Annotated in this window: 22 protein-coding genes and 1 pseudogene; 7 read left to right on the forward strand and 16 right to left on the reverse strand. The window is 63.7% G+C overall.

Annotated elements, in window-relative coordinates:
* Positions 1-27 precede the first annotated feature (27 nt).
* Together BLV01_RS21215 and BLV01_RS21220 are read right to left on the reverse strand one after the other, a co-directional pair.
* Positions 28-1,311: a M12 family metallo-peptidase gene (locus tag BLV01_RS21215; RefSeq protein ID WP_139178984.1), complete on the reverse strand. Its 1,284-nt coding sequence runs from the start codon at positions 1,309-1,311 to the stop codon at positions 28-30.
* A 404-nt stretch (positions 1,312-1,715) separates the two neighbouring features.
* A complete protein-coding gene (locus BLV01_RS21220) occupies positions 1,716-2,699 on the reverse strand; it encodes a YeiH family protein (protein ID WP_256375629.1) in 984 nt (327 codons plus the stop codon).
* A gap of 181 nt (positions 2,700-2,880) precedes the next feature.
* Here BLV01_RS21220 and BLV01_RS21225 point away from each other — a divergent pair, with 181 nt between their 5' ends.
* Together BLV01_RS21225 and BLV01_RS21230 are read left to right on the forward strand one after the other, a co-directional pair.
* The gene (locus BLV01_RS21225; protein ID WP_091804834.1) at positions 2,881-3,792 is read left to right on the forward strand and encodes a LysR family transcriptional regulator; all 912 of its coding nucleotides are present in this window, start codon (positions 2,881-2,883) and stop codon (positions 3,790-3,792) included.
* A 315-nt stretch (positions 3,793-4,107) separates the two neighbouring features.
* Positions 4,108-5,559: a S41 family peptidase gene (locus BLV01_RS21230; protein ID WP_091804838.1), complete on the forward strand. Its 1,452-nt coding sequence runs from the start codon at positions 4,108-4,110 to the stop codon at positions 5,557-5,559.
* 150 nt (positions 5,560-5,709) lie between these two features.
* On the opposite strand, the gene BLV01_RS21235 is transcribed toward BLV01_RS21230, so the two are convergent.
* From BLV01_RS21235 to BLV01_RS21245, 3 genes are all read right to left on the reverse strand, one after another.
* Entirely contained in the window at positions 5,710-6,363 is a 654-nt protein-coding gene (locus BLV01_RS21235) for a response regulator (RefSeq protein WP_091804944.1), read from the reverse strand.
* Between the two features lie 28 nt (positions 6,364-6,391).
* Entirely contained in the window at positions 6,392-7,831 is a 1,440-nt protein-coding gene (locus tag BLV01_RS21240) for a HAMP domain-containing sensor histidine kinase (RefSeq protein ID WP_217633560.1), read from the reverse strand.
* Between the two features lie 170 nt (positions 7,832-8,001).
* Positions 8,002-8,340: a P-II family nitrogen regulator gene (locus tag BLV01_RS21245; protein WP_057945893.1), complete on the reverse strand. Its 339-nt coding sequence runs from the start codon at positions 8,338-8,340 to the stop codon at positions 8,002-8,004.
* Between BLV01_RS21245 and BLV01_RS25805 the strand changes: the two genes are divergently transcribed.
* From BLV01_RS25805 to BLV01_RS25810, 4 genes and pseudogenes are all read left to right on the forward strand, one after another.
* Entirely contained in the window at positions 8,327-8,560 is a 234-nt protein-coding gene (locus tag BLV01_RS25805) for a hypothetical protein (protein ID WP_139178987.1), read from the forward strand. The two genes, BLV01_RS21245 and BLV01_RS25805, sit on opposite strands and share 14 nt — an antisense overlap.
* A gap of 112 nt (positions 8,561-8,672) precedes the next feature.
* Positions 8,673-8,939: a ubiquinone biosynthesis accessory factor UbiK gene (locus BLV01_RS21250; protein ID WP_091804842.1), complete on the forward strand. Its 267-nt coding sequence runs from the start codon at positions 8,673-8,675 to the stop codon at positions 8,937-8,939.
* Positions 8,940-8,949: 10 nt separating this feature from the next.
* Positions 8,950-9,180: pseudogene (locus BLV01_RS21255) on the forward strand (magnesium chelatase domain-containing protein); the annotation flags it as partial.
* Positions 9,181-9,339: 159 nt separating this feature from the next.
* Positions 9,340-11,076, forward strand: coding sequence for a hypothetical protein (locus BLV01_RS25810; protein ID WP_139178990.1), 1,737 nt, complete (start codon positions 9,340-9,342; stop codon positions 11,074-11,076).
* 380 nt (positions 11,077-11,456) lie between these two features.
* Here the strand turns inward: BLV01_RS25810 and BLV01_RS21260 are convergent, their stop codons facing one another.
* Genes BLV01_RS21260 through BLV01_RS21270 form a run of 3 tightly spaced genes read right to left on the reverse strand, consistent with a single transcriptional unit; the run spans position 11,457 to position 13,380 of the window.
* Positions 11,457-11,936, reverse strand: a complete 480-nt coding sequence (locus BLV01_RS21260; RefSeq protein ID WP_091804845.1) for a hypothetical protein — start codon at positions 11,934-11,936, stop codon at positions 11,457-11,459.
* Between the two features lie 15 nt (positions 11,937-11,951).
* A complete protein-coding gene (locus BLV01_RS21265) occupies positions 11,952-13,067 on the reverse strand; it encodes a HigA family addiction module antitoxin (RefSeq protein WP_091804847.1) in 1,116 nt (371 codons plus the stop codon).
* Between the two features lie 16 nt (positions 13,068-13,083).
* Positions 13,084-13,380: a type II toxin-antitoxin system RelE/ParE family toxin gene (locus BLV01_RS21270; RefSeq protein ID WP_091804850.1), complete on the reverse strand. Its 297-nt coding sequence runs from the start codon at positions 13,378-13,380 to the stop codon at positions 13,084-13,086.
* Positions 13,381-14,241: 861 nt separating this feature from the next.
* On the opposite strand from BLV01_RS21270, the gene BLV01_RS21275 reads away from it, so the two are divergent.
* A complete protein-coding gene (locus tag BLV01_RS21275; protein WP_139178993.1) occupies positions 14,242-15,648 on the forward strand; it encodes a hypothetical protein in 1,407 nt (468 codons plus the stop codon).
* Positions 15,649-15,953: 305 nt separating this feature from the next.
* On the opposite strand, the gene BLV01_RS21280 is transcribed toward BLV01_RS21275, so the two are convergent.
* The 8 genes from BLV01_RS21280 to BLV01_RS21315 all read right to left on the reverse strand — a co-directional run bounded on the left by BLV01_RS21280 (position 15,954) and on the right by BLV01_RS21315 (position 26,993).
* Positions 15,954-18,746 carry a hypothetical protein gene (locus BLV01_RS21280; protein ID WP_091804855.1) on the reverse strand — a complete coding sequence of 931 codons (2,793 nt, stop codon included), beginning with the start codon at positions 18,744-18,746 and terminating at the stop codon, positions 15,954-15,956.
* Positions 18,747-18,840: 94 nt separating this feature from the next.
* Entirely contained in the window at positions 18,841-19,701 is an 861-nt protein-coding gene (locus BLV01_RS21285) for an OST-HTH/LOTUS domain-containing protein (protein WP_254782721.1), read from the reverse strand.
* Positions 19,702-20,188: 487 nt separating this feature from the next.
* Entirely contained in the window at positions 20,189-20,473 is a 285-nt protein-coding gene (locus tag BLV01_RS21290; protein WP_091804858.1) for a hypothetical protein, read from the reverse strand.
* A 357-nt stretch (positions 20,474-20,830) separates the two neighbouring features.
* Complete coding sequence (locus BLV01_RS21295; RefSeq protein WP_091804861.1) at positions 20,831-21,295, reverse strand: AlbA family DNA-binding domain-containing protein; 465 nt, start codon at positions 21,293-21,295, stop codon at positions 20,831-20,833.
* 68 nt (positions 21,296-21,363) lie between these two features.
* Complete coding sequence (locus BLV01_RS21300) at positions 21,364-22,194, reverse strand: HNH endonuclease (protein ID WP_139179002.1); 831 nt, start codon at positions 22,192-22,194, stop codon at positions 21,364-21,366.
* A 25-nt stretch (positions 22,195-22,219) separates the two neighbouring features.
* A complete protein-coding gene (locus tag BLV01_RS21305) occupies positions 22,220-23,686 on the reverse strand; it encodes an AAA family ATPase (protein ID WP_175486179.1) in 1,467 nt (488 codons plus the stop codon).
* A 539-nt stretch (positions 23,687-24,225) separates the two neighbouring features.
* Positions 24,226-24,576 carry a DUF3892 domain-containing protein gene (locus BLV01_RS21310; RefSeq protein WP_343124262.1) on the reverse strand — a complete coding sequence of 117 codons (351 nt, stop codon included), beginning with the start codon at positions 24,574-24,576 and terminating at the stop codon, positions 24,226-24,228.
* A 785-nt stretch (positions 24,577-25,361) separates the two neighbouring features.
* A complete protein-coding gene (locus BLV01_RS21315) occupies positions 25,362-26,993 on the reverse strand; it encodes a hypothetical protein (RefSeq protein ID WP_139179005.1) in 1,632 nt (543 codons plus the stop codon).
* Between the last annotated feature and the right edge of the window lies 1 nt (position 26,994).

Genomic DNA, 26,994 nt, shown 5'->3' on the forward strand with positions numbered 1-26,994 from the left:
CCCGGCGGGCTCCGGGCCGCAAGCCGATCAGCGGAACGCCGCCATCGCCGCCGCGCGCTCGCGCATGACCCGCTCGTTGTTGCGAGTGCTGGTGCCCAGCGGCCGGCTCACGCCGCCGGACACGTAGCTCTGGTCGGTCGTGGAGAAGTAGCCGATGCGCGGCTGCGGGTTCGAGTTCACCGCCATGATCGTGCGGAAGTTGCCGCTCGAATTGACGTAGCCGTGGCCGTACGAGAACGGCGTGGTGTTGGGGTCGTTGTCGTGGCGGGCGCCGAACAGGTGCGCCGCCTCGTGCACGAAGGTGAAGGTGCTGCACGAGTGGTTCTGGACGAAAAAGCCGTTGGCCGCGCTCGCGCCGATCGCCGCGGCCTGGCCGCACAGCAGGCCGCCGCTGCTGGTCTTCAGGCCGTCGCGGACCACCAGGGTCACCAGGTCGGCGGCGGTGCTGTCGCGCTCGGTGGTGGAATAAGCGTCGTACCAGCCGTCGCTGGTGCCCTTGATGCGCGAGACCAGCGTGTCGGAAATATCGGTCGCCTGCCCCTGGCTGGCGAAGCGCACGCCGGCGCTCTGGAAGCGCACCGCCAACGCGTTGTTGGCGAACGCGGTGTTCGACTGGGCGATGAAGAACGCGGCGCGGTCGGTGGCCGAGTTCTCGCCGCCCAGTTCGCTGACCGCCTCCGGGGTGTAGACCTGCAGGATGCGCACCACCGGGTCGGCCAGCAGCGCCTTCGACGCGAGCGCGCCGACGCCGCCGTCGCGCTGCGGCGGCAGGTCGACCTGCGCCGGCGTGTCGTCGCCGCCTTCCAGGCTGGCCGGATCGCGCTTGACCAGATACTGCTGCGCGCCGTTCTCGGAGGTCAGCACTTCGTAGACCTCGCCCGTAGCCGTGGCGATCTGCCCGGTGACGCGGTTGCCGCGAACCACGAACAACGCCGTCGCCGGCGCCTGCGCGCCGAGCTTGAGCTGGCCGTTGGCCAGCAGCCGGTCGGCGCCCGACCACACCACGTCGCCGCCCTCGGTCCGATACGACTTGGCCAGGCGCATGTGCAGGCGCGCGCCTTCCGGCAGGCTCAGCGCCAGCTCGCGCTGGCCGTCGACCAGCAACTGGCGGTCGAGCGAGACCGCCGCGGCCCACTGCGCGCTCTTGCCGCGCAGCATGCCGTCGACGTGGGCCGGAACCGCGGCGGTCGCCGCGGCGCGCGACGGCTGGGCGCGGAACAGTTCCGGCGCGGCGGCCGACTGCGCGCCGGCGAGGTTCGCCGCAGCCGCGATCGCGCCGGCGATGGACGCTACCAGGATGGTCTTGTGCATGTGGATCGTTCTCCGTCTGCGTTGCAACGATGAGTGGCTGAGGCGACCGCAGTCGCCCGGCGGGTCCATGGCTGCATCGCCGCTTGCCGGTCGCGACCACGCGACGGCAGGGGCGCGGTCGATCCACCGCGAACGGAGCTGAGCTTAGGCACGCGGCGCGACGGCCGAATCGAGCGCGCAAGCGTCGCGTACGCGTCGAAACACGCGTCGCATCACATATTCACGGATTGAAACGACAATCGAGGGCCGGCGAGCGCGCGGGCCGAAAGCGCCGATGCATGCGGCAGGCATGCGTAGTGAAGCCGGCGAGCAAACGGCTCCGCCACAGGCGGAGCCGTTTCGCGATACGCGTGCAGACGCCGCGCGAGTCCAGGCGCGACCTCGCGCCTGCGGCGTGCGTGCGCTCAGCCGAACAGCTTCGCCGCGCCGACGTTGAGCGCGTAGCCGCCGACGGTGAGCGTGGCGAACAGGATCGCCGCCAACAGCATCGGCTTGGCGCCGGCCTGGCGGATCGCGCCGATGTGGGTGCGCAGGCCCAGCGCGGCCATCGCCATCGCCAGCAGCACGGTATCGAGCTGGACGATCGCGGCCTTCCACGCCGCCGGCAGCAGGTGCAGCGAATTGATCCCGCTGACCGCGACGAACAGCAGCGCGAACCACGGGATCACGATCTTCGACCGGGCCGCGCCCGCGCCGCCGCCCGCGCCCAGGCGCGAGGACAGGATCAGCAGGAACGGCGCCAGCAGCATCACCCGCAGCATCTTCTCGATCACCGCCGCCGACGCGGCCTGCTCGCTGACCGCGCGCCCGGCGACGACGACTTGCGCCACCTCGTGGATGGTGGAGCCGGCGAACACGCCATAGGCGTGCTCGCTCAGGCCCAGGTACGGGTAGGCCCAGGGGTAGACGAACATGCCCAGGGTTCCGAACACCACCACCGTGGCCACCGCCACCGAGACCTTGTGCGCCTGGCCCTTGACCACCGGTTCGGTCGCCATCACCGCCGCCGCGCCGCAGATCGCGCTGCCGGCGCCGATCAGCATCGAGGTCTCGCGGTCGAGCTTCAACCAGCGCGTGCCGAGCCAGGTGCCCAGACTGAAGATGCCGGCGACCACGACGATGTCCACCGCCAGCCCGGCCGCGCCGACGCCGGCGATCTCCTGGAAGGTCACCCGGAAGCCGTACAGCACGATGCCCGCGCGCAGCAGCATCGCCTTGCTGAAATCCACGCCGCTGCCGACCTTGCCGGCGATGGACGGGAACACGGTATTGCCCGCGGCGATGCCGAGCACGATCGCCAGGGTCAGCGCGCTGAGCCCGGCCGCCTGCAGCGCCGGCAGCGCCGCCAGGGCCATGGCCGCGGCCGCGATCGCCGCCGCCAGCGCCAGCCCGGGCCAGAACCCCGGTTGCCGGTGCGCGCCTTGCGGGGCGGCGGGGACGGGCGAGGTCGGAGTCAGGGCGGCGGACACGGCGGCGTACTCGGTGTGGAAAGGCGGTGCCACGGTAGGCCCGCCCCTTTTCGGAGTCCAATACATATAATTCAACGATCCATGAGTTGAGCTCATACCCATGAACCTGCACCTGCTGCGCGTGTTCCTGACCGTGGTCGAGCAGCAAGGCTTCTCGCGCGCGGCCGAAACCCTGTTCGTGAGCCAGTCGGCGGTGTCCAAGGCGGTGCGCGAACTGGAGAACCAGCTCGACCTGCCGCTGCTGGAGCGCACCGGCAGCGACGGCAAGGCGGTGCGCGGCGGCGTCCACGGCATCGCCCTGACCGACCACGGCCGCGCCGTGTTCGAACACGCCCGCGCGATCTTCGCCCTGGAGCGCATCGCCATGGAGGACGTGCGCGACCGGGTCGAACTGCGCCAGGGCCGCCTGCGCATCGGCGCCAGCACCACGGTGGCGGCCTACTGGCTGCCGCAGCAACTGGGCCCGTTCGTGCGCGCGCATCCGCGGCTGACGACCGAGCTGGTGGTCGGCAACACTGAGGAAGTCAGCCGCGCGGTGATCGATTGCACGGTCGACATCGGCTATGTCGAGGGCAGCGTCGAGGACTCGCGCATCGCCGTCGCCCACTGGCGCGACGAACCGCTGCGGCTGGTCGCGCCGGCCGACAGCGCGCTCGGGCTGCGCCGGCGGCCGTCGATCGCCGAGCTGTCGCGCCAGACCTGGCTGCTGCGCGAACCCGGCTCGGGCACCCGCCAGGTCGCCCAGTCGCTGTTCGCCGCGCGCGGCATCGCGCCGGAGCGGACCATGGAGATCGGCAGCAGCGAGGCGATCGCCCGCGCGGTGGTGGCCGGCGTCGGCATCGCCCTGCTGCCGGCGACCGTGGTCGCCGACCTGATCCTGATGCAGCGCGTGCGGCCGATCGCGCTGGGCGAAGACGAGACGCTGAGCCGCCCGCTGTACCGGCTGGAACTGGCCAACCGCCCGCGCGCGCCGGCGCTGCAGGCGTTCCTGGAGTACGAACGCGAGCATTGACGCGGCGTGCCGGCCTGGCGGTGGGAGCGACTTCAGTCCCGATGCTTTTGTCCCGGCTCATCCGCAAGTCCCGCCGCATCTGAACGAAAAGCGTCGGGACTGAAGTCCCTCCTACAGCGGCGCCGCTGCGTTGGCGCGCATTCATGGCATCGCACGGCCCTGCCGGCGTGCGCTTCGCCCTCGTCGCAAGCGTCGTTCGGCCTAGGCGCGGCCTCGCGCAAAGTCGCGGCCGCCGGGCCGAACGTCGCATGCCTCGCCCGCCCACGCCGCCTAGCGTGGCGACGCCGCACTCCGCGGCGCCGACCCTCCCCCGCCATGAACCCCCAACGCTCCGCCGCGCCCGCATGGCGCCGCTGCCTGCTCGCCACCGCCAGCTTGCTGGCCGCCACTGCCGCCGTGGCCGCGCCGGCGACGCTGCCGCCGCTGCCCGAATCGACGCTGCGTGCGGTCGTCGCCGACGGCGCCATCGCCGCGGACGCGCGCGGCCTGTGGGCCGTGCCCGGCTACGGCGATCTCTACGCGCTGTCCGCCGACGGCGCATCGATGTACCAGTTCGCCGCCGGCCTGTGCTGGCCGGTGGCCGCCGCCAGCGACGCGATCCTGGACCAGGCCGCGCCGTATTTCGGCCGCTCGGCGAAACCGCGCGATTTCGTCCTCGCCAGTTCCCGCCGGGGCACCCAGTTGCACGCGGTCGGCCTGAGCCGCCTGCCCGTCGCCTGCACCGCGCCGATCGACCGCCGCAAACCGCTGTACACCTTCGACGCGGTGTCGCTGACGCTCAAGCAGTTCTATGCCTACGACCGCGAACGCGGGCTCGACTGGAACGCGCGCATCGCCCGATTGCGCCCGGCCGCCGCGCGCGCGCGCAGCGACGCCGAACTGCGGCCGGTGATGGCCGAACTGCTGCGCGGCGTCGACGACCTGCACACCGCGCTGGCCGGCAAGGTCGACGGCCGCGCCTTCGAAATCCAGGGCCAGCGCGGCGCCCACTTCGACCGCCTGCGCCAGCGCTTCGACCGGCATCCGCAAGGCGGCTCGTTCCTGGATTGGCTGCAGACCTGGATCGCGCAGGAACGCACGCAGGCCGACGCGCAGTTGCGGCCCGGCAGCCGCCGCAGCGCGCTCGGCGGACAGGTGGTCTGGGGCCGTCTGCCCGGCAACGTCGGCTACCTCGCGGTCACCGCGATGGCCGGCGAGGGCGGCGGCGAGGACGCCCAGCGCGCCGCGGTCGGCCGCGCCGTCGATGCGGCCCTGGCCGAACTCAAGGACACCCGCGCGCTGGTGTTCGATATCGCCCACAACCTCGGCGGGCTGGACACGGTCTCGGCCGAGATCGCCGCGCGCTTCGCCGATCGCGAGCGCCTGGCCTACACCAAGCATCCGTACGCCGACCCGCGGGTGCGGCCGCAGCCGCTGCGGATCGCGCCGGCCGGCGCCGCGCGCTACCTCAAGCCGGTGTACCTGCTGACCAGCGAGTTCACCTGCAGCGCCGGCGAGACCTTCACGATGATGATGCGGGCCTTGCCGCAGGTGGTCCAGGTCGGCCAGCCGACCCAGGGGATCTTCTCCGACGCGCTGTCCAAGTACCTGCCCAACGGCTGGACCTTCAGCCTGTCCAACGAGATCTACCGCGACGCCTGGGGCGAGTCGTTCGAAGCACGCGGCCTGCCGCCGGACCGCGCGGCGGCGGTGTATCCGGCGCGCGAAAGCGCCGGCAGCTACGGGCGCGCGTTGCAGCGCGCGGCGCAGTGGGCGGCGGGGCGGTGATCGGGGCGTCGCCCAGGCCGCTCGCGTCGTAGCGCAGTCGGCGCAGTCGCAGCTCGCGCAACTCCTACCGTTGGAACGGAACCGCCCGCCGCCCCGGTAGGAGCGGCGCAAGCCGCGACCGCGCCATCCCAACCACGACGAAACCGCCCCTCACTCCTTCCGGCGCATCAACCCCTCGCGCCAGGCGAACGCCACCGCCTGGGTCCGGTCGGTCACCTGCAGCTTCGACATCAGGTTGCTCAGATGCGCCTTCACCGTTTTTTCGCTGATCGACAGGCTCGCGGCGATGCGCGCGTTGCTGCCGCCCTCGGCCAGCCGCCGCAGCACGTCGAGTTCGCGTTCGGTCAATTGCGCGAACGGGTCCGTCGCCGGCCGCCGGCCGCGCTGCATGCTGCTGAGGATGCGCCGCGCGATCGCCGGATGCAGGGTCGATTCGCCCTGCGCGGCGTTGCGGATCGCCTGCAGCAGCACTTCGCCGCGGGTCGACTTGGGCAGGAACGACTGCGCCCCGGCCTCGATCGCGGCGAAGGCGAGGTCGTCGTCGTCCGAGGAGGTCAGCACCATGATGTGGCTGCGCGGGCTGGCGCCGCGGATGCCGCGCGCCGCGGCGACGCCGCCGATGCCCGGCATCATCAGGTCGAGCAGCACCACGTCGGGCGCGTGCATGCGCGCCATCGCCACCGCGTCCTCGCCGTCGTCGGCCTCGGCCACCACCACGAAGCCCGGCGCCAGCCGCAGCAGGCTGCGGATGCCCTCGCGCACCACCGCGTGATCGTCGGCCACCAGCAGCGTCGTCGTTTCCATGCCCATCGTCTCCTTGCGCCCGCGGCGCTCAGCCGTCCGCGCCGGACGCCGGCGCGTCCGCGTCGAATTCCACCCGCACCCGCGTCCCGGCGGGGGACGAGGCGATCTTGACCTGGCCGTGCGGCAACTGGTCGGCGCGCCAGCGCAGATTCGCCAGGCCCATGCCCAGCGGCGCCGCGGCCGGATCGAAGCCGCGGCCGTCGTCCTCCACGCTCCACAGCCAGCGCTCGCCAAAGCGTTCGCCGGCCACGCGCACGCGCCGGCAACCGCTGTGGCGGCGCGCGTTGGCGACCGCTTCGTGGGCGATCATCAACAGCTCCTGCGCCAGCATCGGCCGCTCGCGCAGCCAGCGCTCCAGCGCCGCCGGCAGTTCCAGCGCCCACTCGATGCCGGAACCGCCGAGCAGGTCGTCGATGTTGCGCGACAGCGCCTCGCGCAGCCCGAGTTCGGCGATCGCCGGCGCGCTGAAGCCCGAGACCGCGTCCACCAGATCCTGCTGCAGGCGGTCGGCCAGCGCGCGCGCCTGCGCCACCGTGCGCAGCAGGCGCGCGTCGCCGCCGGCGTCGTGCTCCAGTTCGGCCAGCTTCAGCCCGAGCACGAAGCTGCGCTGCTTGGCGGTGTCGTGCAGGTCGCGGGCGATGCGGTTGCGCTCCAGCGAGCCGCCCAGCGCCTTCTCCAGGTGCAGCGAGCGCGACAGCGCGTCGGCCATGCGGTTGAAGCGCTCGGCCAGGGCGCTGAACTCGTCGCGCGAACGGTCGGCGATGCGCACCGAGAAATCGCCCTCGGCCCAGCGGTCGGCGGCCTGGGTCGCGCGGCGCACCCGCCGCAGCAACAGCCACATCCATAGCGCGACGAAGGTGGTGCCGATGCCCAGCGCGTAGAAGAACGTGCGCAGCAGGTCGTAGGGCACGACGTAGTCGGTGTCGGTGGCCCAGCCCGGCCAATAGCTGATCCCGACCAGGGCCTCGCGGCCGCCGCCGAGCGCGACCCGCCGGGTCAGCGCCCACTGGTCCTGGCCGCGCAGCACCGCGTTGCCGCGCGCCGCGCCGGCGCCCAGCTCCGCGGCCAGCGCGCGCTGCAGCAGCGGAAACGGCGCCGGCGCGGTGGCGCAGGCGAGGCGGCCGCGGTCTAGCACGCTGACGCTCAAGCGCCCGTCCTTGAAGTAAGCGACCAGATCGACGAAGTCGGACACCTCGCGCACGCCCTGGTCGGCCAGGCCCCACAGCACGGTGTCGGCCAGATGCCGGCAGGCGACCGGATCGGCCAGGTCGACGCGGCCGGCCGGCGCCGCCAGCGCGGCGAAGTCGGCGCGCTCGAGCAGACCGCGCGCGTCGCGCTCGAAGCGCGCGCTCGACATCCACACATCGATCATGCCGGCGACGAACCAGACCGCGATGAAGGCGAGGAAGAAGCTCACCACCTGCTTGACGAACAGGCCGCGGGGACGGAGGAAACGCAGCCAGTTCACGGGACGCTCGCGGTCGCGAAGAAGCGCGAGTGTCGCGGCCGGCCGCGGCCGGCCGCATCGGTCGAAAGTCCTACCGCGGCGCGCGCGCGGCGGCGCCTGCGGCGCTGCGCGGCGACGCGCGGCCGCCGCGGATCGGCGCAGGCGCGACGGCCCGGCGCCTCAGGCGCGGTCTACAGCGCGTCGCCGTCCATCTCACCGGTGCGGATGCGCACCGCGCGTTCCAGGTCCCAGACGAAGATCTTGCCGTCGCCGATCTTGCCGGTGCCGGCGGCCTTCATGATCGCCTCGACCACGGTCTCGACCTGATCGTCGGTCACCGCCACTTCCAGCTTGATCTTGGGCAGGAAATCGACCACGTACTCGGCGCCGCGATAGAGCTCGGTATGGCCCTTCTGGCGGCCGAAGCCCTTGACCTCGGTCGCGGTGATGCCGGCGACCCCGGCCTCGGCCAGCGCCTCGCGCACGTCGTCGAGCTTGAACGGCTTGATCACCGCCATGACCATCTTCATCCGCTTGTCTCCTGCCGATCCGCGCCGCGCCGGCGTTGCGATTGCCGCGCAGGATAACGCGCCGGCGCGCCGCGACCTAGCGCGCCGCGCCGTCGCGCCGCCGGTCGGGCGGCGTTCACATCGCCTGCGCGGCGTGCGTCGGAGGATGGCAACGGCACATGAAAGCTGCCGCGAATGGCCTCTGGGGAGGCTTGCCGCGCGCGCCAGCGCCGTGATGTAGTGACCGCGTCATCCACTTCGGACTTTTCCGACAGCCCGCCCCGGCCCCGGCCGACGGCGTCGCCCCGGTCCGGCGGTCAAGCTGACCCCAACACCGGAGGAGTTGCATCTACATGATCGACCTGAACTACATCGACGACCTCGCCCGCCGCCTCAGCACCCTGGTCCCGCCGGGCGTGCGCGACGGCCGCGAGGAAATGCAGCAGAACTTCAAGTCCGTGCTGCAGACCGGGCTGTCCAAGCTCGACCTGGTCACCCGCGAGGAATTCGAAGTGCAGCGCGCGGTGCTGCTGCGCACCCGCGAGAAGCTCGAGGAACTGCAGCGCACCGTGTCCGAGCTCGAAGCCCGGCTCGACGACGCCTCCGAACCCCAGCACTGAGCCGTCCGCCATGAATCTGGCGCTCGTGCACAGCCGTGCGCGAACGGGAGTGCGTGCGCCCGCGGTGCGCGTCGAGGTGCACCTGGGCGGCGGCCTGCCGTGCATGAACATCGTCGGCCTGCCCGAGGCCGCGGTGCGCGAGTCCAAGGACCGGGTGCGCGCGGCGATCGCCTCGGCGCAATACGAATTCCCGCAACGACGCATCACCGTCAACCTCGCGCCGGCCGACCTGCCCAAGGACTGGTTTTTTTTCCAGTAATCCGTAAGCTCCGGCGGTAATGGGTCCAATTTCGGCGGAAGCCGGGTAAACACCCAGCCAATTCAGCCGCGGAACAGCAGTCGCGTCGACTGGCTGCAGTCAGGGAGGACGTCCGAGGATGACAATTCGGACGTCGTTCCTATGTCTCTCGTGCACTACCTGGGCCAGCCTGGCCCGGTCCAACTGATCAAGTCGGGCGCCATTCAGGCGTCCGGGACCGACAACTTCCTCGCCGCCTCCCTTTTCTCTCCCCTATGCCTTGATCAGGGGCGGTATCGCCGACTTCGCGCGCCCCGTCCGATTCTTCGGTGGGTTCCGCTCGCCCACACTCTCGCCCTGCCGCTGGGAGCCGGTCTCGTTCAGGGGATTCCCACCCACGTCGGTGGTGTCGAACCCTTCTGGAATGTGCGGGTGCGGGCCGGGGAAGGCACCCCAGGCTCACGGCGCCGCGCGGCCCTGGATCAAGCAGGGCTCCTGCCACACGCGCTCCCGTACTACGCGGAAGAACTGGAAGCTCAGGTCAACTGGAGCTGGTGGTACGAGTACGAGAGCCTCGATTCGCGCTTCGATCATGTGCTCGCACCCGCTACCACGGTGTTCAACACCTACTATGCGCCCACCTCCCAGATGGCGACGCTCGTCCTCAAAAACGATCTCGAAGTCCTCTTGAGGGGGCTGGAGCGTTCCGACGCCTACGTGGACCGCACCACCGGGGTATCGCACCTACGCTTGGGAAGGGAGCGACATACCAGCGAAGTTCCGCTGCTTTCCCGCGCGCTTTTCGATCCAACCGGTGTTGCCCGAGCCCGAGCCATCAGCATTGGCGGTCATGCCGCCCTCTCCGCTCGTAGCGGTGAACCAAGGTGCATCAAGGCCGAGCCCCCTTTCGATGGCGAAACGACGATGACGGTCTACGGTCGACTGCATATGCGGGGCAAGCAGCGAATTCTGCTGGTGACGCAGATTATCGAATGCAATCACCCGTTCCCGTTCGAAAAACTTAATGCCACCGTCGACCAGCCTGGCAAGTCCAGTGGAGAGCGCTCCTCAAAATGCGGCGGCGGACGCATTCGCCTAGACAAGTGGGACTTTGACCTGGAGGAACTGGACGGTACTGGCGACCGCCCAGGGACCGAACATCTTCCAGTTACCGCCCTCGTCCTGGCCGGCACCCGATTGACCGCGTTCAACAAGCACAACGTTCTGATCGGCCGACGCGATGTGAACCGCAATGGGAAGGGACCGGGGAAAACCCCGCTGTCCCCCGCTCCTCGCAACTCCTCCCAGCGACGGCATGGCAAAGGGGACAGCGATGCAAGGCAGGTCCACACCAGCACGCAGTCACAAACGATCGCGCCCGAAAAAAAGAAGGATGACCACAAGGGACTATCACCGGCAGAAGCGCTGCGGCTGACGCTGGAAGAACTGCAGGCCTTCACTATGGCCACTGGCGCAACCCTTGAGTCGGTGGTTCTCACCGACGCGCGTTTGAAGTACGGCCCGTGGATATTCAACGTGGTTCACCAGGAAGGCAAGGGCCGCCGAAAGTCTTGGATGCGGATCCACCATAGCAACAAGCCACGCGGTATCTTGATCGTCCATGCATCGCTCCACGGGCTGCACGCCTATGTGCTCGAAGTGCTTCGCCAGGCGGATGAGGCCTACGCGACGTTGGTACTCTGCTCAAGCGATGGATCCGAGATCTCCGTGGGTGTGATGCAAGGCATCTTTGATCGGATTGATGAAAGCCAATCGCTGCCAAAGAGTGAAAGGATCAAGTCAAGCGAGGAAATCGAGATCACACGCGTCAAGCACTGGGCAGACGCCAGTGAGCGACGCAGACTCTCAACAGTACTTCGAGATGTACTCGGAAGTTGAGTTCAGCGACAAGGAGAGCCGCGCCGAGCAGTCCATGCTGGTCACGTAGCGCGTCCCCGCCTTAGTTCGCAACTGGGCTTTCGCCCTTCCCCCTTGGCGGCTGCACGCAGCTGCGGCGCGACTACCAGGCCAACACCGCGGCGGCGGCACTGGAGCGAGCGCCGATCACCCGGCTCGCGCAGGAACGACGACAGCGAAAATCAAGTCGCGCTTAACTTCCGACTTTTCGATCGACGCGATCCAGTTGATGACGGATACAGCGCACATAACCTTCTAGCCAGGAAACCAGAGTGGCTTCGTCCGCAAGCACTTGGCAGGGGCCTGTCGACGGTTTCTGATGCCAGTCTGAATCGGCCGGAGTGCGGTAGGGCACCTGAATCTCAGGCGACCTTACGGACTGGCTGCTGCAGTTCGGCGACGTCGAGCGTAAAGTCCAGCGGCACCTGTATCGGCTCAACCGGATCGCGCTTGTCGTTGTAGACGTCCACGTCGGTTTTTAGCTGCACGCAATCGCCGACGATTTGCTGGCGTCGCTGAGCGAAAGACCGTACGAAGTGACTGTGAGGGGCGTTCGGATCATCTAGGTCAGCCCACAACGATAGGGTTTTGGTTCCCTGTTTGTGGGTGGCTGCATGCTTGGCTCGGTAGCGTCGGCCGAGCTTATCGGTACGATATTCTTCTCGGAACACCTGAGCGATGTCGGCGGCTATTGCATCGATCACAGTCTTGGCGTTTGGCTTATGTAGGCCATTACGCCAAGCCCAAGCTGCAACCTCGTGAAGGTCCAACGGTCCTTCTGCACCAGTCTCAGTCTTGTAGCGTTCTATGTAATCTTTTACTTGATTGGAATAGGCAGACATGGGGGATATCTTCCTCTAGTCGGTATGGACCACACCCCACCCATCGGTTCGGGCGGAGTTAGTGACGAACGAACGAACCTTAGCTTGGTGCTTGCGAAACAAGTCATAGCGACGGAGCCGTCGCTGCAACTGACCAACCACCAAACCAGGATGGATCTTCAAACGCTGGGCAAACAACAGGACGCGTTCTTCTTTGAAGAACGGAGCGACCCGAGCCACAAAACCTTGTAACTCGACTTGATCGACACAAAAACTCGTAGCCGCTGCATTAGCAACTTTTTCCTCTTCATTGACTTGGCCTGCAATGTCAGATTCGATTTCCTGATCAAGGATGTAGCCTCGATCGCGCCCATGACGTTGCAGCACATGCTCCAGTTCGTGTCGCAATACGAACCAAAAGTTGTCGATTCGATCCAGGCGCAAAGTCATCGCTACTACAGGCTTGTCTTCAGCTAGCCAGAAGCACGCACCATCAATTTTGGTACCAGCGATAGGTTCAACGATAACGAAACGCACGCCGCATTCCTCTAGAATGCGCGCGACATGACGGGTTTCCTCCGGGGCGGTTCTTAGTGCAGCCAAACGAGGTAAGGCTTGGCGCAGCAACATCTCGCTGTAAGCGCCTGTAACTAGTTCGGTGGCGACCTGCCAAGCACGATGCAACCATGCTAGCTGGAGGCTGGACGCACCGGCTTCGGTATCCGTTTTTTTTGCCGCGTGGCAGAAGACCAACGGGTCACCTACTTGCTTGATGCCGAAGAATTCCAAAAACTGCTGTTCTAGCACATCAATATTTTTAGACGCGGCAATCCAGCCGCGCTTGACCATCTCCCGGACTGGAAAGCGGTTATACAGTTCGGCGCGGCGAGCGATCAGGTCATCGGCGCTACGTACCTTAGAGAGCTGATACTGGCTCTCCAGATTCATCCAAACCTCTGGACCGGTTCCCAGCGACTCACCTAATTGAATCGCTGTTTCCGGAGTTATACCTTTTTTGCCCGCGATGATCTCGTTGATCAAGCGCACCGGTCGGCCGATGATCTCGGCTAGCTCAGTCTGCGTCCAATTACGCGCCTCTAGTTCCTCACGGAGAAACTCGCCCGGTGGAAAAACTTCGGCGAACGTGTTCATGGCGTGTCCTTGGGATTCAGTGATAATCAGAAATTGAGACAATGACGACTAGCTTCCCTGTGTCGTCTTCTTCGAGCCGTAAAATTAAGCGCCATTGGTCGTTCAAGCGCATTGAGCGCTGGCCTACGCGGTCTCCTTTCAACTTTTCGTAATGCAGAGACTTCATGGCGTAAAACAGTCGCTCATCCGGCGACGCACGAATGAACTGCATGCGCTTACGGAACGCCTTCACCAAGTTGGAGTCCAAGCCTGCCGTGTACTTCGGATCAACTTCCAGACGCTCCAAAGAAGGGTCTTCAAACCTGACTTCCATGCGGCGCCGAACCTCAAACGTGTCTTTTACACTTAGTGTAATAGAGGGCAATTGATCCCGCAAGAGGGGGCTTGCATGGCTTAAGCCTTGCGCCGACAGCTTCTAATAGATGGAAACTATTGACCCCGGCCGTTCCTTCGCGTGAACCTACTAGTTCGAACCTGGGAGCGGTGGGCGCGCTATATTCCCGGGCGGAAACTTTCTCCGCCGCCCGCACGCCCCTCTGCTAGTCCCGTTACTGGCGGGCCTTTGCGATGGGCGTTTGGTTTTGGGGCTTTCGGTGCGGCGTCGAATCGGGCAGTTTTCCTCTCTCTCCTGCTCTCTTTTCTCTGGTCGGTTGGTCCTGGGACCAAAACGCTCGTTTGCGCAAAGCGCCAAAATTAAGGTGATTTTGGAGAGGTGTCCGGATTTTAGTGTGCGTGGGGGGGTACGGGATCTGCCTGCTCCTGGCTCCTGAGAGCCTGTCTGTAGGTTCTTCCGCTCTTGCCTACTTTGTTGGACCAGCCACCCTTATGGATTTCGGCTTTCCCCGAATTGGCCGTTTGTCTTTGGTCGACAGAAATACCTCTCGTTTGGATTGATGCATATAGCCATCCCAGTGACCGGGGATTGCCCCAGCGGGGCTGACCGCGAGCGGCGTGGAGGCTGACAACCGAAAGCCCTCGGATCGCTCGAGGCCGGCGGCAGCAAGCGACCCAGTGCAGACATGGGCCGGACAGGACTCCACTCTTAACCGGTCGTTCAACGCGACAATGTAAGGCGATTTGGAGGCACTCTCTGGGGGAGGCCTAGGGCAAGTACGGAATGGCTTGCAAACGGCACCTTACAAGATTTCTTTAACAGGCCTGGGAGGGCGAGCGCTTGAAGACCGCAGTGGAGACACATTTTCAGGGGCTTTGGCGGCGCGCTCAGGCGCCAGGGGCTCCAGCCATCTCCACCGTGACCATCAAGGCGTGGGCAATGGAGAGGGGACTCGACGTTTCCGATGTCCAGGAACGCCGGGTCGGCCTCTTCCGGCCGATTCCTGCGGTGGTTTTGACCGCAAACGATGCCAAGGCAAGCTTCCCTTTAATCTCCAAGGACAGCCATGAGTGGCGGGCCAACCGCTCGGCCGCTGATCGCATTGCCGATCTCTGGGCGCGGGTCGAATGGTTCGTACCGCTCTGGGTGAGCAATCAAAAGATGGCGCAGCTCGTGGCCGCAGTGGAGCATCGGCGTGGCGCCGACGCCATCAGTCAGTTCGACTATCATTTGTCGACGGTGTACACCTTGCCCTTCCAATCTGTTTGCATCGCGCAGCTCCTGCCTCGAACGCGCAGCTTGGCGCCATTCGCTCCGCTCGCACGCGAGGCATATCTCGCCTTCTACAGCGGGCAGCGCGCCGCAAGCGTGGCCGCGCTGATCCCGGTCATTGAAGGTGGTGTTCAACGGATCGCCAGTGCGACTCCCCATCTGAATCCGCACGATGCGATCAACCACACAATTGAGCGCGCCTGCAGTCTGGCAGCGGATTTGTACTTCGAAAGGATGTGGGTGCCGCAGGAATACCGGTCGATCGATTTCCTGTTTGGTCAGGACGAGCGGGTTATGGTTTTCGAGACGTTCCGTCGGTGGCTCCAGACCTGCTTCTTCCAGAACATCGACAGCTACAGTGGGACGACATCTCTCAATCGACACTTGTTCGCCCACGGCAAGTCCACCGACTGGCAGCAACCATCAAACTTTTCTCGCTTGGTCGTAGCCATCACGATGCTCGGCGTTATCGAATCTTGGCACGATGAAACCAACGTCGTTCCCTTGCTGTTCCCGGAGATGAATCAAGACAGCAAGCTGCTGTGGCAGCAGGCGTTGATCAGAGGCCAGCTCCAAATGGCGCTGAACCAGCATGAGCAAGCCGAGTTCCAAGCTCATGGTCGTTTAGTGCCGGAACTGCCCACCGACAATGGCGTGACCCTGCGGAAGGCTGTGCTTTCTGAAGATGCCATCAACGACCTGGTCCGTCCCCTGCGAGATGCCGGCTGGAGCGTAACGGTCACCGAGCCAGATCCGACAGCGCTCTTTGTCATTGCAGTCGCTACAACTCCTAAAAGGCGTCTCGAGGTCGCCCTGCTTTACAGCTGCGCGACCTCGAACGAACTCTATCGCGAGCTTGCTTCAAAGGTCGACGTCATTCTGTATCGGGGAGCACCATACCAGCAGGATAGCTTCGCGGCCGGCATTGCACTTCACGTCGGGCCAGTTGCGGGTTGGCAGCCTCCGCTCGCTTGAGATGGCTCTGGCCACCTTGACGTTTCTAGATCTGGCTTGGCTAGGTTAGCGTTTCAGCCGCGCATTTTGTATCCGACCGAGGCGCCTGAGGGGCACTGAGCGCGACCAGCTGATCTGCCAAGTGGGTCAGTTTCAGGAAGTTGATCGGCCTTATAAGCAGACACTGGATTACGCCTGCTTATGGCCGATAGTGGAAGTTGGGGCAGGCGTGGCGTCTGGAGTGGTACTAGGGTCTGCTTCCGACCCGAAGCGGAACAAGCGTACGGACTGGACGCTGAAAGGAACTCCTCAACTGCCGAGCGCGGCTAACGGAGACTCAACTCCTCCAGTGCGTTGAGTCGTTCAGTCAGCTCCTGATGGAACTGGCCCTCATCGCTGTGCGCTACGGCCAATCTCGCTTGTTCCGTCGCGCCTGGGATGTCTCCTGCGTGCTTTAGGCAGCGGCTCAACATATCGAAATACGACGCGAGGTTCTTTGCTGCGCGTGGATCACGCTGTGCTCCGGCGAGGGCCTCCGTAGCCGTTCGCAGGGACTGCGGAAATTCGAGTGCCAACTCAGCCTCGGCGCGGCGGTAGAGCAACCAGTGGTTGACCTGTCCAGCCGGTACGGTCGCAATAATCTGCAGTGCACGGGCTGGGTCGCCAGCAATTGTGAAAGCCTTCGCAACGCCGCGAGCAGTAAATGAGTCCGGTGCTCCGGCCGCGAGCAGAGTTTGAGCGTAAACAAGACTCAAACCCGACAATCTCCTCGCCAGCGCCTCATCTCCCGACCGCTGCGCACTCTGCGCGACATTGGCCAGCGCTTCGATCACGCTCAGTAAGTGCTTCTTGCCAATCGATGCGGGTGAGACTTCGAACATGCCCCCAACGGCGGTAACCAACTCGAAGCTAATACGCGGGTGCTGGTAACTGAACTTCGAGGTAAAAGCAAAGAAGGCGTCATAAAACTGGTCGAGTCCTTCGAGCGCTGATTGACTTATCACTTCGCCAAGCGCGTTAATGCTCTGCTCGTCTGAATTCAGCTGCTCGGTCAACTCAGGATAAGACCGCAGGTTACTTAGAGCCGCCATGGCCACGCGCAAAGGCACCCCGGTTGGATCGTCAACCATCTGGGTGACCAGATGACGCAACGAGCCTTGCCCGGCTTCTTTGGCCTGCTCGCTGGCATTATGCTGAGCACCTAGATGTGCAATCTGGCCATGCGTTGCGTGCCACGCAGGCTCCAACTCCAGTAATTGCTGAAATGTTGCTAGCGCCTTATCGATCTCGCCACTGCGTCGATAGGCCTTGCCAAGGTGATGCAGCAGCTCCGCCCTGTTTCTACCTTGCGCAGCGCCTAGGGCGTGCTCGTATTCCTGAGCGCATGTCGCGTAGTAGCCGGAGCGTTCCTGATAATCCAAAGTGTAAGCGTACTGTTCACGCGCATCGATCGTGGACATGAGCGCCGCCAAGCTACCGTCAGGAGCAATTGGCCGGCCGGCGTAGACGCCAAAGACCTCTTGCTTGACCTCCTCGATCTGCAACAGGGCGTACAGCAACCAGTCGGGATCACGCTCTCCACGGCGATGATGCTCTTCTAGCAGCTGCGTTCGAGACAAATGAATCTGTCGCAGCGCGGACGGTGTCATCTCTCCCTGCAACTGATCGATGTACCTCTCGACCTCCATGACGAGATCGACCGTGCCGTCGGCCGTTCGAACGGCCCGGCACACCAGGTCATGGACGAGCAGGATCCCCGGTGCGCTCGCTGGCGAAAGGAACGCCAACTTCTGAAGCTCCAACTTTGGGACGTGGCGAATGAAGTGGCCAAGAAAACCGCCGTCATGCATTCCTAGGCCAGTGTTGGCAATCTTCTGCAAGGCAGCCAGCGGTGCGCCATCCAGTCGGCTCAGAATGCTTCTTAGAATGGAGATGCCGTCGTCTCCACTCAGCGCGTCCGGAGACGCCAGCACGTCCTTATAGAAGTCATCGCGTGGGACTCCTTGAGACTCAATGACGCTCTTGGCCGTAGCCAACACCAGGGGTAGGAATCCACACGCGTCCACGAACTGTTCGCTGATCTCCCTGGCCTGTGCGGGGTCCTCGCCGAGAATGCGCATGGCCACGTCCCTGGACACTCGCGGGATCGGGACATGCGAGTCCGCGCCCGGGACAGCGACTTGGGAAGTGACGATAACTACGCCGCCCTTATCGAAGCCAGGTTGGAGCTCAGCAAACACCGCCGGGTTCACGGCCTGATTAAGTCGGTCGACGACCAGAATGGTCTTGACCGAATTGAAGCTGCCAACCACGTTCAGGGGCCTTCCGCCGCGTCGCCGGGTCACGGCAGAAAGCGGGATGTCAGGGTTCCAGTCCCCACTGGCAAGCCAGACGTAGTTATCGAAGTTCGCTGCTTCCGCGTGGACGAAGTCGATCGCGGCTTGGGTCTTGCCCGATCCGCTCAACCCGTGCAGCACAGCAACCGAGTGGCCTCCCGCGAAGTGATTGTGCAAGGTAGTGAGGACGGCTCCGTTGGACTGATGATTTGCGCACTGGGCCGGCAGGCGACCGAAGTACTCGAAGTTCTCGAGCGCTTGGCCAAATTCGGGAAAGAACTCGCTGAAAAAGGCGGCCGCGTCAGGCCTCTCAACGGAAAGGTCATAGATACGTCTGGCGAGCTCCCGCGCATCCAAGATGACGAGCGCCTCACCCAGCTCTTGCGCCAAAGGGGTGCGATTGAACTTTGCTCGGAAGGAAGGGATTTCCTCGTCAGTGGACATCAGATAGGTCTTAGTCGCACCAGTCGGCGAGCGATGCTTTTCGGCGCTCTGTAAGTCCTTCTCTATCTTTTCGTAAACCGCTACGCCATCCTTGCCGGTGTCCTTGAAGTAAAAGTCCTCGGTGCTGTACTGGGCAATGATCGTCGAATCGTCGGAAAATGAATCGACGGTATATCCGACAAACTTATAGTCCTTGTTGATGCCGTGATGCACCAGCCTCTTGTTCTCCAAGAGTTCGACAAGCCCATGTCCCGCCAGCTCCAGATGCAAGGGGTCCAAGGCCGAAATCTCTTCGATCAATCCGCTGACAATCCGCTGCCTGATGGATTCGAATAGCATCGGAAAATGCGCCCCTGTGTGCCTGGTCGAATCCTACCGCCATTTTGTTCAGGCCGTTCGGTTGCTACAGACCGATGGGCGATCCACCCAATCCTCAGTCAGTCGCGTTAGACCGTTCTCGAAACCACGCCCCGAATTGTCCTTTGTGCGTGAAGCGGCGCAACTCGAATTGTCCGGATTCGTGGATGACCTGCCGCCAGCGGGAACACCCGTACTTCTTCGGGGTTTGTTCCGGTTGATGTTCGGACACCCAACGCGCAGCCGCGTCCAGGCTCACCCAGCCATCGATGGACAGTTCCCAGAAGGCTTTCCTCAACGCTCCGACGATGCCCGCCACGGGCCAGTGAATCTGGCCGTTGGGCCCGATGCCGTTGACCACCATATCGAGGAACTGGGGCGATTGCATTACTTCGGCAGCTGCTTCCCTTGCCGCATCCATGTGGCCGGCGAAGGTGCCCAGTTGTTCGAAGTGTCGGTCGATCTCTGCGTATGAGCGGGTAAGTGCATCCTGTGCATGCAGGCATCCATCGACTGTCCAGAGATCATGCAGTTCGATGAAATGGTGCACGAGTGTATTTCGTAGTGTCACTAGTTCGCGTAAATCGGCCTTGAGCGCCTCGTAGCTTTCGGCTGGCAGATTGAGCTGCATCCGGAAACCGAATTGGATCGAGTCGCCGGGATGATTCGGTGTGTCGCCCGGAAGTTCGTCACCTTCCTTCATGATGTAGTCGCCCATCAGGCGGCCGACTAACGTGCCCAGCGTCTTGTCGCTAGCCTCAGCTTTGCGGGCGTCTATGGCATGCGGGAGCGTCTCCGGTGTGCCAGAGAGCTTTTGCACAGCGATCATGGCCTTCAGCAATCGCTCGTACTGCTGCAAGCGTAGAAGACATCGGCCCAGGAGTCGTTGTACTTCGTGCTGCGGACCGACAATGTCGGTTTGATTGAGAACAGTCATCAGGAACCCGAGCGGATGGGGCCAGAGAACATTACCGTTTGAGACGAGAAAAAGGGGCCGAGGAAATGAAGTTGCCTCAGCCCTCCCTTTTCTCTGGGGCCGCTATTGGCCGGAAGCGGACATTGACGGGGCAGGGGATTAGGGATGTTTATCGGGGTTAGAGAGGGGCATCTCTCGACCCAAAGAGGTCGCTAGCTCAGGGGCAAGAAGCACTACTCTTGGCCTGAATTGGCCTTCCTGTAAGTGCCCGTAAAAACGGGTGATTAGACCAAGTACACCACCCGATCCTTAACGTGTTCGAAAGCGTACTCGCCACTGACGAGAAAAGCTGATGCGTTGGTTTGCGCTGCTTTGCCCGGAAGGTCGGCTGTACTGCTAGCAGACAGACGGGTCCGCGCTTGTTCTCGATCGGACGCGTCGTCGGCGCCACCTTAAGCCTCGCGCCGAAGATCCTGGTGGTCGTGGCCGAGCCCAAAACGAAGCGGCGTCAGCCGTCCTCATCTTCTGAAATCGCTTCGCGTCCATCTTGGTCGTCATCCAGCAACTCTTGGAGCTCGTCGAAGCTCAGGTGCCTAGACTCTCCCCGCACCTCAAGTACACGTTCGATGACCTGCGGCGTGTCCAGCTCGTTGGCCAGAACCCGCACTTTCATGGTGTAGCTGCCGGGTCCTGCGGGCAACAGGATCAGGTCCTCACCGATCCGGCGGATCTCGCCGGGGCGGACGTTGCCCAGGTGGCAATTGAACACGGGCTGCACCCCTTCCTCGTCCACCTCGGTTGCCCCGTCCCCCCCTGGGGAGAGACCCGAAGTGCCATTCGTCCGCCGGCAGGTCGGGAACCTCCGACTTGGTCAGCATCCTGTAGCCCTGGCCGCCGCTGGTCCAGGTGACCTCCAGCTTGATGGCGCTCAAGGCAAAGTTAGAGCGATTGCCCAACTCCAGCCGGATTTGGATGAGACGGTTCTTGGCTTGGAAGTGCTCCGCGCCCTCGCGCCAGTAGTTCCGGTTCTCCCGGTTGTAGTTCGGAGCGCCCAGGTAGGGGGGCGGTTGATAGCGCTTGTAGTCGGGCAATTCCTCGAACGTCAAGAATGTCCGCTCGAAGTGGTCGGCCAGCGGCTGGTTCTTTTCATTCAGCACGGCCAGGTCGAGCAGGGCCCTGCCCCTGGACTGATCGCCCCCCCCATCCGGTAGATCTCGCGAGGAGTGGCGATGCCTGTCGAGCTCCCGCGGCGGACATAGACCGTGTTGGCTTCCAGGTTGCCGAACTTCTTGGTGAGGTAGAAGGGCCTGAGCTGCTTGGGGACGGTGATGACGGCGATGTGCTTGCCGTCGAACAACTGCTCCTCGTACCTGAAGACCAGCTTGGTCTCCAGCTTCTCGTTCACGAACTGCTGGAGCCTGGAGTCGTCGATGGCGCCGTCGGCGGGAAGGTCGATCACTTCCGCCGGATGCGGCGGGTTCTCCCTGAAGCCCATCAGCAGGTAGGCGTTGCCGCTGCGCTGCGTGTTGGCCAGGGCCAGGATGTCCTTGAGCAGCTCGGACTTCTGCTCCGCAGTGGCTTTGGCGAACGCATAGCGCTCGGCCTTGTAGTCCACAGGTCAGGACCTTCTCCTCTGCTCCGCAACTCTTCCAGTAGCGCCTCGGCCAGCATCCCGCGGTCCTTTCAGTGCTCGTTGACGGTCTGTGGCGACGCCGCGGCGACGCTCGCATTTCTCACGAATTCCAACGCGGCCGTAAGTGTTCTGCAAAACGCCTCTGCGCCCTTGGACGAGTTGTAGTCCGCGAACATCGCAGTGATCTCATCCGCAGTCGCCGCATCGATCCCGTAGTTCGACGTCAAGGCAACAATACCTTGGGTGGCGCCGATGTTCTCGAACTGGGCGCCATACTTGATGAGGAAATCTTCGAGATCGTCGCTTTGGGCGACAAGGGCGTCGGCTTGCCGCTTGCGCGAGACAACCTCAGCCTTGTCCAGTTTGCACACGCGAATGGTGTTGCTGCCCTGCTTCGAAAGCCCCTTGTAAAACCATTCCTGATCGATCGAAATGTGTTGCGTGTAATCGTGCAGCTGCGGGTGGACCCAGCAGTACGCAACCGGCACGTACGGAAGCTTGCCCGGCGACTTGGTGCGATCGGAAAGGGGGTCGAAACTTCCCTTGAACGTGTTGCACTGCTTGCAGGTGACCGCCAGGTTCTGCGGAACGAACTTGAATCGCGTGTATCCGAAGGTGTGATAGCGATGCTCTGGAGCGTTGCTCCGGGCGAGCTTCCTGTTCAACTTGGAAGACGGCGCCTTCGGCAGGACGTGGTCCAGCTCGCAATGACCCAGCTGCACGGACGTGATGGGCATCTGGCAATAGGCGCAGCGGAAGTTCTGCTTCTCGAGTAGCCACTCTCTCAGCGCACACATCCCGGGTAAGGTCGTCGACCACGCCTTCCCCCGGTTGGAACGGACACTGCGTTGAATCGAACGGTCGAGTTGACCGATGTTCACCCTGACATGGAGGTTTCTGCCGGGCCTAGTCACGTCCGGCGCCTTGTTTGAAGTGCCTCATGATCGCGGCAACGACGTTTCGCATCGCGTCGTGGGGCGGCAACTCCTCCAACGCGCGGCGCAAGTAGGCGATGGCCCACTCGGGGGCATCGGCCTTTTCCTGCGCCGGGTTGCTGATCAGTTCGAGGAGTTGGTCGACCGCCTGGATGAACTCCGGCGCCCGGCTCGATTCCATGCCGAAGACGTCCTGATAGACATCGTCGGACGACCACGCGAACGGGCTTTCAAGCGGACGCGTGCGAACGGCCCCGGCTGTTGTCTCGCTTGGTTCAAGCCGGCGGATGTTCCCCCAGCTGTTCGAGAGCCCGGCCGCGATCAGCGCCGAGTGGGTCGCGATGACTGCATGGCATCCAACCCGGGTGGACAGCACCGTTTGCAGCGTGGGCAGGTACTCGCGCTGCCAGCCAGGATGCAGGCTGTTCTCCGGTTCGTCGACCAGCACCAGCGAGTCGTCCCTGAGCTCGAACACCAGGTTGGAAAAGTTGAACAGCCAGTTCCACTGGCCGGAACTCAGATCGCTGTCGCGTTTGGCTTCGTTGGCCTTGTCCGCGAGATGCTGCTTGCCGAGCGGCAGCAAGCTGATGCCCTCGATCTCGATCAAGCCCAGATAAAGTAGGTAGCGCCACTCGAGGATCGTGTCGTATCCGAAGAAGATCTTGTGGTCCCGCGGACGCAACCAAAACGCGATCTTGGAAGGGACCAGCGAGTTGAGCAGCGCGCGGACCCGTTCTACTTCACTGGGCGTTTCAAGCAGGAACTCCGCGTAAGCGGTCGCGGCGGCCCGGTCCGGCGCGGAAATGCTGCGATCCCTCTGCAGTTGCCGGACGACCGTGGGTAGCGCGGACAGGTAGTGCTCGAACCCCTGTTTGGATCGGCGACCCCAAGGGCCGAAGTCAGGTCGGCCGATGGTCCTGTTCGGTACGAAACGAATGCCTGCGCACAGCTCCAAGCCGAGTTTCCAGAAAATCGGTTCAAGGTCCGCTGACCGTTCGCCGAGAAACGCGGCGTTCTCGATCAGGCTGTATCCGAGCTGCTTTTCATTATTTCGCAGGCTGACGTTTCCGGTGCCCGCCCTTTGCCCGATATAGATGTAGCGCCCGCCGTCGGTAGACAAGATTTTCGATAGCTTGCTGAGTTCATAGTTGCGAGGGAAGCGATCCCAGGGCGTGTTGGAGATGGCGATGACGTTCGACGGGCGCGGGCCCGCGAACTCCGCCGTAAACTCGATCGGCGGATGGCCATGGCCGCGGTGTTCCGTCCTACCCAGGCCCGCTTCCATCAGAACCCTGAGCGCCAGGCTCTTCTTGCTGCCGTTCTCGCCGACGAGGACCGTGATCCACGACTGGTCGGGATCCGATGGTGAATCGTCGCCACAAACGACGAAGGAGGATTCGAAAACGCGGCCGGATGTGCTGATGCTTTTCAGGATCATGGGCATGTTCGGCGGTCAGCCCGCCCCGGCGACACTCTGCAAGTTGGCTGGAAAACGCCGGTGCCAACCAGACGATCGGCGGAACTATGTATCGAAGATGTCGGCTAAGGGCAGTCTAGCGGAGACATTGCAGCAAACGAAGCCTCGTCGGCGACGGGCTTCGGCAGGGCACTGGACGGGCCCGAAGCGGGTGTGCTAGTCCTCCTTGGGGGGGCAGGGTCTAGCCGAGCCGGTTTCGGGCAGGCCACGTCGGCATGCGTTCGATTGAATGGCGCACGATCTGGATCTCTTGGCTAGCCGCCCCCTTACTTTTCGGCGGCCCGAGTAGTCCGCGACCGGCCCCTCATCGCCCCACGCCCGCAAACACCCCCATCAGCCCCAATGGCCCTCATCGACCCCCAATGACCCCCACTAGCCCTCACAGTCGGTGGGTCGGCGCGGATGGCAGTGGCCAGACAGCTGAGAACTGTGGAGTGGTCCCGTTCAGAGCGTCCACAAACCCCTAGGCGATTCAGTAGGCGTTCCGGGTTGAGACCAGATTAAGGACACTCTGGAAGGCTTAGGAGATTGTTGGGCTCGTCTCCATCGTTCTGGGTCTTCAGATACTTTCGCCCATTACGGATAGCCACGATCACCCAGACACTCTGGCCGCCGACAGAGACATAGAACCTCCAACGACCGGCTTCTATTTCGTCGATGGCGCGCTCAAGCGTCCACTTCCAGTTTCCGCCTCCCTCCGCGGGGTATCCCCCTACGTGGGTGATACGTTCGTGCGGATTGTGATGTTCGCGTTTATTTATGCACTTGATCTGAGCATCCGTCATTTCGTCCCCCTGTCGGTGCCAAGTGTGGCAGTACATACAACGGCACAGCATCCGGCTATCGGCCATGAGCCTGATCGGCCGAACAAAACAGCCACGCTACGGCGGGGCTTTCCTGCCCTGACATGAGTTGCCGGGATTTCGTGGATACCCGCAGGTAAGCACAGAAGCGGGCGAGGGCAGAGCAGTGGGCGCGCCGGTTGGGCATCAACTGTCTCGCGGGACTAGCAATCGCCCGGAAGCAATCGCCCGGCAGGAGCCAGGTCGCGAGGCGCAGACCGGTCCACGCTTGGGGCAAATGCCGCGGGATCGGTTGTCTCTCCCCCAGAGCCCCTCATTCGCCCCCACTAGCCCTCATTAGCCCATCAAGAGGGTTTGAACCGGGCTCCCGTGGCTCCACCAACCCCCAGTGGCCCCCATCGGCCCTCATTTTCCCCCAACGACCCTCAAGAGCCCTCACGATGCGGAGCCGGTAAGAGTGGTGTTGGTCAGCGTAAGCGAGTTGGGACCCGTTGAGTGGTCCCGCCCGGGGAGCGTCCACCAAACGCCGGGCGATTCACTCTCACGACGTAAACATTGTGGTGTCGATGCTCAATAGACCCGGCACAGTCAGTGGCTGCTTTCGACCCAAAGCGGACGCCCGCAGGGGGCAGGCGACCGGAGGCGCACTCGCGTCTGCAGCCAAACTACGAACTCTGGACGGCGCGCCGCGAGTCCTGGTTATAGACCTTCCCACTCACACAGCGATACGAACGCGTTCGTGAAAGCACGAGTCGCTTCGATGGGTAGGTTCCCCGCGCTTGCCTTCGTTGCCGTAGGCCGGCTTGGCCGCAGGGGACCGGTGCTTGGAGTCATCAGCTTGGAAAGCGGCGCAGCGAGTGGCTATCGGTGATGGTGATGTCCGCTGTCACGGCAGCCTCGAGAGCCTGCTGCTTGGCGACCAACGCCTCGGCGAGGCTGGTCGACTTCGCTCCTTCCGCGACATCCAGCTCGTTCTTCGCTTCCTTCACGGCGTCCCAGAGCTGCTGATTGTCTCGATCGGCTTCAGCTCGCTTGCGAGCTAGCGCCAGCGTCGCATGCGCTTCGCGGACCAGATCTCTCTTGATCTCGTACAGGCGGACTTTGTCGTGGAAATTCACCATCTTCTGCTCGAAGATGGAGGCATTGGTAATACGGGTCGTGTCCCTTTGGCGTCGCGCCACAGCCTCCGCGTCTTCCTTGGCCTTACGCGTGGCAGGGTCAAGGTTCGCCATCAGTACATCGCGGATCTCCTTCTGGTCGCCGTCGAATTTCTGGCTGATGGTGTAGAGGAACTTGTTGACGTTGCGCGTCTCCGTAACGACGACAGTAAAGTTGATGGGTTGCTGGGTCGTCAGTCGGGTCTCGAGCGCGCGGAGCCCTTCTTCCTGGGTCGAAGACCAGCCTTGGCCCGGTTCGGCAAAGGCCGGCTTGTCGATTCTGCGACCGCAAAGTTCATCCGGATCAGGCTTGGAGAGCGCCTTTAACGCCTCCTTCTTCTTTTCGTCCGTGTCCGTTCCGGCCTCGATCTCTGCGACCTTGGCATCGATGTAGGCCTTGGCCGCACCGGCGCGCTCACTGCACAGGGTCTGATAGCTGGTGACCAGCGCGCCCACCGTGTCGTCCACGGCGGGCATCGTGACCCAACCAGACGTCGGACCGACGCCTTCCTTGGCCACGAATGTTTCCGGCGCTGGCACGAACGGCCCCTTCAGCAACGCGATCGAGTTGCCGGTGGCGGCCGGGTTGGTCATCTCGATCGCGATGGTCATTTGCTCGACCTTGCGTCCTTTTGACAGCTTACCGCGATAGGAGAGGCTGTACAGGTCGAAGGCCAGGGCTGTGCCGTCACTTGATACGCGTATCGGGATGAGCGCATCGAGTGTGGGCTTTCCATCGGACTCCAGATGTGCGGAAGTGACCTCGAGGCAGCCATTTTCCCCAAACCACGAGCGCTCGCGCGTCCTGGGCAGATAGTCGTACGCGTATCCCGCAGTGATCCCCGTGTAGTGCCGGGTCTTGCGATCCTCGCCGGAAGCAGCGCGCAGTGCCGTCGACAAAGACGCCAAGCCGGTGTCGATGACCTTCGGGAGCACCGCAGTAAGCAGGGCGGTCCCCACTCCGCTTTCGAGGGTCATGGTTAGCTTGCATGGCTCCTCGTCCGGGGGGATCAACCTCACTCGGAGTGTCGTCTCCGCGGGGTATCGGCTTGAAGGCACGGGGTTGTCGCCGCGTTCAGTCGCGGGGGAACCCTTTTTTTTCTCTTCCGAATCTGAAGCGAGCAGCGGGTTCTTGTACTTCCCATCGGCCGGGGTCGATGGCGTTTGCGTCGCAGCTTCTGCAGGTTTCTCCGGCTCAGACGGCTCAGGCGGCTTCTCTCCCTTCGCAGGTTGCTCGGCAAGCAGGTCGATCGGGATCGTCAACATGACGACGGCGAAAAGCCACGCGCATAGGTTCATCGAGGCCATT

Origin of the sequence: Lysobacter sp. yr284 (assembly GCF_900107375.1) — a bacterium.
Classification (GTDB): Bacteria; Pseudomonadota; Gammaproteobacteria; order Xanthomonadales; family Xanthomonadaceae; genus Lysobacter.

What these genes read in the sequence shown, in the direction of transcription:
- BLV01_RS21280 (WP_091804855.1), bottom strand. Translation starts at nt 18,746, where the DNA reads ATGCTATTCGAATCCATCAGGCAGCGGATTGTCAGCGGATTGATCGAA.
- BLV01_RS21310 (WP_343124262.1), bottom strand. Translation starts at nt 24,576, where the DNA reads ATGGCCGATAGCCGGATGCTGTGCCGTTGTATGTACTGCCACACTTGG.
- BLV01_RS21215 (WP_139178984.1), bottom strand. Translation starts at nt 1,311, where the DNA reads ATGCACAAGACCATCCTGGTAGCGTCCATCGCCGGCGCGATCGCGGCT.
- BLV01_RS21235 (WP_091804944.1), bottom strand. Translation starts at nt 6,363, where the DNA reads ATGGAAACGACGACGCTGCTGGTGGCCGACGATCACGCGGTGGTGCGC.
- BLV01_RS21230 (WP_091804838.1), top strand. Translation starts at nt 4,108, where the DNA reads ATGAACCCCCAACGCTCCGCCGCGCCCGCATGGCGCCGCTGCCTGCTC.
- BLV01_RS25805 (WP_139178987.1), top strand. Translation starts at nt 8,327, where the DNA reads ATGACCATCTTCATCCGCTTGTCTCCTGCCGATCCGCGCCGCGCCGGC.
- BLV01_RS21315 (WP_139179005.1), bottom strand. Translation starts at nt 26,993, where the DNA reads ATGGCCTCGATGAACCTATGCGCGTGGCTTTTCGCCGTCGTCATGTTG.
- BLV01_RS21270 (WP_091804850.1), bottom strand. Translation starts at nt 13,380, where the DNA reads ATGGAAGTCAGGTTTGAAGACCCTTCTTTGGAGCGTCTGGAAGTTGAT.
- BLV01_RS21250 (WP_091804842.1), top strand. Translation starts at nt 8,673, where the DNA reads ATGATCGACCTGAACTACATCGACGACCTCGCCCGCCGCCTCAGCACC.
- BLV01_RS21285 (WP_254782721.1), bottom strand. Translation starts at nt 19,701, where the DNA reads ATGACTGTTCTCAATCAAACCGACATTGTCGGTCCGCAGCACGAAGTA.
- BLV01_RS21260 (WP_091804845.1), bottom strand. Translation starts at nt 11,936, where the DNA reads ATGTCTGCCTATTCCAATCAAGTAAAAGATTACATAGAACGCTACAAG.
- BLV01_RS21265 (WP_091804847.1), bottom strand. Translation starts at nt 13,067, where the DNA reads ATGAACACGTTCGCCGAAGTTTTTCCACCGGGCGAGTTTCTCCGTGAG.
- BLV01_RS21225 (WP_091804834.1), top strand. Translation starts at nt 2,881, where the DNA reads ATGAACCTGCACCTGCTGCGCGTGTTCCTGACCGTGGTCGAGCAGCAA.
- BLV01_RS25810 (WP_139178990.1), top strand. Translation starts at nt 9,340, where the DNA reads ATGTCTCTCGTGCACTACCTGGGCCAGCCTGGCCCGGTCCAACTGATC.
- BLV01_RS21305 (WP_175486179.1), bottom strand. Translation starts at nt 23,686, where the DNA reads ATGATCCTGAAAAGCATCAGCACATCCGGCCGCGTTTTCGAATCCTCC.
- BLV01_RS21245 (WP_057945893.1), bottom strand. Translation starts at nt 8,340, where the DNA reads ATGAAGATGGTCATGGCGGTGATCAAGCCGTTCAAGCTCGACGACGTG.